General features: G+C 65.7%; 6 protein-coding genes. 2 read left to right on the forward strand and 4 right to left on the reverse strand.

The features are described 5' to 3' along the window. On the reverse strand, window positions 1-495 hold a 495-nt coding region (locus OC446_RS29335), incomplete at its 3' end, for a tRNA dihydrouridine synthase (RefSeq protein WP_262032435.1). A 109-nt stretch (window positions 496-604) separates the two neighbouring features. Here OC446_RS29335 and OC446_RS29340 point away from each other — a divergent pair. Continuing rightward, window positions 605-1,798 (forward strand): bifunctional 2-C-methyl-D-erythritol 4-phosphate cytidylyltransferase/2-C-methyl-D-erythritol 2,4-cyclodiphosphate synthase, encoded by a 1,194-nt coding sequence (locus OC446_RS29340; protein WP_262032436.1) that lies wholly within the window; start codon window positions 605-607, stop codon window positions 1,796-1,798. Further along, entirely contained in the window at window positions 1,795-2,283 is a 489-nt protein-coding gene (locus OC446_RS29345; RefSeq protein WP_262032437.1) for a CinA family protein, read from the forward strand. The genes OC446_RS29340 and OC446_RS29345 overlap by 4 nt, the downstream gene beginning before the upstream one ends. On the opposite strand, the gene OC446_RS29350 is transcribed toward OC446_RS29345, so the two are convergent. From OC446_RS29350 to lipA, 3 genes are read right to left on the reverse strand one after another with little or no spacing between them, the layout of a single operon-like run. After that, window positions 2,284-2,769, reverse strand: a complete 486-nt coding sequence (locus OC446_RS29350) for a type II toxin-antitoxin system RatA family toxin (RefSeq protein ID WP_262032438.1) — start codon at window positions 2,767-2,769, stop codon at window positions 2,284-2,286. A 2-nt stretch (window positions 2,770-2,771) separates the two neighbouring features. Then, entirely contained in the window at window positions 2,772-3,296 is a 525-nt protein-coding gene (locus tag OC446_RS29355) for an adenylate kinase (protein WP_262032439.1), read from the reverse strand. A 27-nt stretch (window positions 3,297-3,323) separates the two neighbouring features. Beyond that, the gene (gene lipA / locus OC446_RS29360; RefSeq protein WP_262032440.1) at window positions 3,324-4,283 is read right to left on the reverse strand and encodes a lipoyl synthase; all 960 of its coding nucleotides are present in this window, start codon (window positions 4,281-4,283) and stop codon (window positions 3,324-3,326) included. Window positions 4,284-4,858 lie beyond the last annotated feature (575 nt).

Genomic DNA, 4,858 nt, shown 5'->3' on the forward strand with positions numbered 1-4,858 from the left:
GGCGAGTTCCGGCGCGTTCATCGTGCCATGATCCCAGCCGAGGCGCATCTTGACCGTCACCGGGACATTGGCGGCCTGTACAGTCGCCTCGATGAGCCGGGCCGCATGATCGAGATCGCGCATGAGCGCCGACCCGGCATAGCCGCCGATCACGCGCTTCGCCGGGCAGCCCATATTGATGTCGATGATGCGCGCTCCTGCCGCTTCGGCGACCCGGGCGGCCTCGGCCATCCAATGCGGCTCGCAGCCGGCCAGCTGGACGACGTGCGGCTCGATCCCGGCTCCCTCTGCTCTCAGCTGCGCCTCTTCCGAGCCTCGCACCAGCTCGTCAGAAGCCACCATTTCGGACACGACGAGACCAGCCCCAAGGCGCTTGGCGATGCGCCGGAATGCGACATCCGTAACCCCGGACAAAGGTGCAAGAATGGCTGCCGCTTCGACGTTGACAGCGCCGATGTCGAAACCGCTTTCGCCTATTTTTTGATCAAAACTCATTGTGCCTAATCAATAGCCAATTTGCTGTTGGGTGCAAGCCCCTCCCGGAGGGATTTGCCTTCCCTTTGTGTCACGCTTAGGAGAGCGTTCGTTACAAAGAGGTCCTTGAATGTCAGTCGCCGCTCTCATCGTTGCTGCCGGACGCGGTTCCAGAGCGGGCGAAGGCGTGCCGAAGCAGTATCGGGGGCTCGGCGGCATCCCCGTTCTGTCGAGAACGCTGTCGGCTTTCCTCACGCACCCCGGGATCGGTCATACCGTCGTGGTGATTCATCCCGACGACCGGTCGCTCTATGAAGCGGCCGTCGCGCTTCTGCCAGCCCCGTCATCGGCGCTTCTGCCATGTGTCCACGGGGGCGACACGAGGCAGGATTCGGTGAGGAACGGGCTGGAGGCTCTGGCGGGACACGATCCGGAACTCGTTCTCGTCCACGATGCCGCGCGCCCCTTTGCCGGCCCCGAACTGATCGACCGCGCCGTCGCTGCGGCGGGGCGCTTGGGCGCCGCCGTCCCTGGAACGCCCGTGACCGATACGATCAAGGTGATCGGGAGCCGGTCGGAGGTTCTCTCCACGCCGGACCGGGCGACGCTCAGGGCCGTGCAGACCCCGCAGGCCTTCCGTTTTCCGCTTCTCCTCGACGCGCACCGCCGGGCCGCCGCCGCGGGCCTGAGCGCCTTCACGGATGACGGAGCCCTGGCGGAATGGGCCGGTTCGACGGTTCACGTGTTCGATGGCGACACCGGTAACATCAAGCTCACCCACCCGGTGGATTTCCAAGAAGCCGAACAGCGTTTGAAAGGCGACGCCATGACTTACATAACCCGCCTCGGAACGGGATTCGACGTCCATGCCTTCGGCGATGGCGATCATGTCTGGCTCGGCGGCATCAAGGTTCCCCACGATCGCGGGGTCCTCGCCCATTCAGACGGGGACGTGATCCTTCACGCCCTGACGGATGCGATCCTCGGCGCCCTCGCGGACGGCGACATCGGCACTCATTTCCCGCCGAGCGACCCGCAATGGCGCGGCGCCTCGTCCGACCGGTTCCTGGCCCATGCCGTCGGGCTCGTCGCCAGGCGCGGCGGGATCGTCGATCATCTCGACGCCACGCTCCTGTGCGAGAAGCCCCGGCTCGGCCCGCACCGGGAGGCAATGCGGCAGCGGATCGCCGAGATCTCCGGGCTTCGCCTGGATCAGGTCTCGCTCAAGGCCACGACGACCGAGAAGCTTGGATTTACTGGCCGTTCCGAGGGCATCGCCGCCCAGGCGGCCGCGACGATCCGCCTGCCGGAGGTGAGCGCATGACGTCCGAAATGACCACGCGCGCCGCGGCACTGCTCGACACTTATCGGGAAAAGGGCCTGAAGATCGCCACCGCAGAATCCTGCACCGGCGGGCTGGTAGCCGCCCTGCTGACCGAGATTTCCGGCTCCTCGGCGGTGGTCGAGCGCGGCTTCGTGACGTATTCCAACGAGGCGAAGACGGAGCTGATCGGAGTCCCGGCTGACCTGATCGCCGGTCATGGAGCCGTCAGCGAGCCCGTGGCCCGCGCCATGGCCGAGGGGGCGCTGGCCCATTCCCGGGCCGACGTGGCCGTCGCCATCACGGGTGTCGCAGGCCCAACCGGTGGAACGGCAACGAAACCGGTGGGGCTCGTCCATTTCGGGCTCGCCCGCAAGGGAGCCCCGACAATTCACCTGGAGCGGCGCTATGGCGATCTCGGCCGCGGGAACGTGCGCCGCCGGGCCGTGGAGGATGCCCTGTCGCTGCTGGAGCAGGCCATTTGCTGATCAGGCCTTCCTCGCTCCGGCCTGCGCCTTCGAAGCTGTCCCGTAGATCTCGTCTGCCCGCTCCTCGAAGGCCTCGGTGAACTTACGGAAGGCCTTGTCGAAGACGGAGCCCATGAGCAAGCCGAGGGCGAAGCTCTTGAATTCATAGTTGATGTAGAACTCGACCTCGCAGCCGCCGCCGGGCGCTTCCCGGAAGGTCCAGCGGTTTTCGAGGTACTTGAACGGTCCGTCCACGTACTCGACCGTGATCTTACGGCGCGCGTCGTCCAGGGTCACGCGGGTCGTGAAGGTCTCGTTGATGGCCTTGTAGCCTACCGACATGGTGGCCACGAGCATCTCGATGCCCTCCCCGCTCTGAACCCGACGCATGATCCTCAGGTCCTCGCAGAGCGGCACGAATTCCGGATAACGCTCCACATCGGCCACGAGGGCGAACATCTGGGCCGGACTGTGCTGGACGGAACGCGTGGTGCGAAAGGTCGGCATGCTCAGGCGGCCTCTTTGACAGTTGAAAGCGCGGCCTCCAGGGCCGGGATGTCGGAACGGGACCGCAGCACGTGGAACCGCTGGTCGGAGCGCAGGCGCTCCAGCATGCGCAGCGTCTTCGGCCGCATTCGGTCGGGATAGGACCAGATCCATCGCATGAAGGACCAGTCGAAGCGCTCCGGCCCAGCGGAGCCGAGATCCGGCCGCGACCGGCCGTAATTCCGTGCAACCCGCCAGAGCACGCTCGACGCGCACTGCCAGCGCGGCAGGTCGAGCCAGACGATCGTCGTGGCGCGGGGCACCCGGATGTCGAAGGTGCTGGCGTAGTTGCCGTCCATGATCCAGGCGGGCCGCTCCGCGAGCCCCCGGACCCGCTCGCGCCACTCCTCGCGGGAGGGCGTGGCCCAGCCGGGCCCGAAATACTCTCGGTCGAGGTGGATCAGCGGCAGGTCGAGGCGCCCGGCGAGCCGGCTCGCCAGGGTGCTCTTGCCCGCGCCCGGGCTGCCGATGACCAGAATGCGCTCCATGCCTCGTCCGAAATTACGCGCCCGATATCAGCCGAGCTTCGTCAGACGAGCCGCCTTCAGCTTGGCAAAATCCTCTCCCGCGTGATGCGAGGACCGCGTCAACGGGGTCGAGGAGACGAGGAGGAAACCCTTGGCATAGGCGGTGGTTTCATAGGCCTTGAACTCATCCGGCGTCACGAAGCGGATCACCTGATGGTGCTTCTTGGTCGGCTGGAGGTATTGGCCGATGGTCATGAAGTCCACATCCGCCGAGCGCAGGTCGTCCATGAGCTGGAGCACCTCGTTCCGCTCCTCGCCCAGCCCGACCATGATGCCGGACTTGGTGAAGATGGTCGGGTCCAGTTCCTTCACCTGCTGGAGCAGGCGGATGGAGTGGAAGTAACGCGCGCCGGGCCGGACCTTCAGATACTTGGACGGCACGGTCTCCAGATTGTGGTTGAACACGTCGGGCTTGGCCGCGACCACGATCTCGAGCGCGCCGGGCTTGCGCAGGAAGTCCGGCGTCAGGATCTCGATGGTGGTCTTCGGCGAGCGGGTCCGGATGGCAAGAATCACGTCGGCGAAATGCTGCGCCCCGCCGTCGGCCAGGTCGTCCCGGTCCACCGAGGTGATGACCACGTGCTCGAGGCCGAGCTTCTCGACCGCCTTCGCCACGCTCTCGGGCTCGTTCGGGTCGAGGGCCTGCGGCATTCCGGTCTTCACGTTGCAGAAGGCGCAGGCGCGGGTGCAGGTGTCGCCCATAATCATGAAGGTGGCGTGCTTCTTCTCCCAGCACTCACCGATATTGGGGCAGCCCGCCTCCTCGCACACGGTCACGAGCTTGTTCTCGCGCACGATCCGGTTGGTCTCGGCCCATTTCGGCGAGCCCGGAGCCTTCACGCGGATCCATTCCGGCTTGCGCTGCTGAACGGGTTGGTCCGGCCGGTGCGCCTTTTCCGGATGGCGAGGACGCAGATCCTTGTTGAGGAGGTCGAGAACGACGGCCATGAAGCTAAACCCCTGAGGCGAAGGGCCCCGCCCTTCCTGACATGCCGCTGATTTAAGACTTTCGGAGCACAATCGCAAATGCTCAGATGGCAGGACTGCGTTTCGTGGGCAGTGTTGCCTCTGATCGGCTCGGGAAGACCCCGCGTCTCCGGCACCGCATCGGCAGAGGGCCCAGGAACCGCCGAGGGTTCAGATGAAGCATCCCGCGGGGCATCCCATTCTCCCGCATCGGCGGTTCTGGGTCCTGGTTTCCGCTGACGCGGCCACGGGATGACAGAGCTGTCGCTCCATCGTCATGCCCGGCCCTGGGCCCGGCATCCACGCCGTGGTGACGGTGCGGTTCCAAAGACGTGGGTGGCCGCAACGAGTGCGGCCATGACGCAGCGGGTGATGCTTCCTCATGTCAAAGAGCCAGCACCTGTGGGCCCGCAGCTTGCGCTGCGAGCCTGCAGGGTCGAGGGTGGCGCGATGGGCCGTCCGGCTCGATCTCTAGTGGTAAATGTGAGAGCCGAACTGCTCGTCACGCACGGTTCTTTTAGGCGTTTAGACTTGGGATCAGCACAAGGCTGCCAAGG

The organism is Microvirga sp. Mcv34, assembly GCF_024519725.1.
Classification (GTDB): domain Bacteria; phylum Pseudomonadota; class Alphaproteobacteria; order Rhizobiales; family Beijerinckiaceae; genus Microvirga.